Annotated in this window: 1 protein-coding gene; it reads right to left on the bottom strand. The window is 60.1% G+C overall.

Annotation, left to right across the window (positions count from 1 at the left end; genetic code table 11):
• A partial coding sequence (locus tag EN851_RS34280; RefSeq protein WP_135931056.1) for a glycosyltransferase family A protein occupies window positions 1-424 on the bottom strand: 424 nt, incomplete at both ends.

Raw genomic sequence — 424 nt, 5'->3', positions numbered from 1 at the left:
ATATTCGAGATGGGACGGGAAGAAATTGTCCTGGCTGACATGGCCGAAGGCGACGATCTCGTAATTCCGCTCTTCGATCTGGGCCGACTGCTGGAAACGCGCATATTCGCCGAACGCGAAATCAGCCGTCGGCTCCCGCTCGAACGCTGCGAGAAACCGTTCCAGCGCCGTCGGGTGCGCGACATCGTCGTCATCGAACACCCAGACGAAGTCCCCCTTGCAATGCCTCAGGGCGAAGTTCAGCGCCGTCGACTTGCCGCCATTTTCCTTGCGGTAATATTCCACCGGAGCGGGGAAAGAGGCGGCCACCGCGCTGGTGTTGTCGGTCGAGCCGTCGTCGACGATCAGAATCTGATCCGGCACCACAGTCTGCTTGAGCAGGCTGGCGATGGCTTCGGGCAGGTACTTCTCACGGTTGAAGGTG

Origin of the sequence: Mesorhizobium sp. M8A.F.Ca.ET.208.01.1.1 (assembly GCF_004791315.1) — a bacterium.
In the GTDB taxonomy this organism is placed as follows: Bacteria; Pseudomonadota; Alphaproteobacteria; order Rhizobiales; family Rhizobiaceae; genus Mesorhizobium.
Note: the sequence above shows the minus strand (reverse complement) of the source record. Positions and strands in the feature narration are given on the sequence as shown.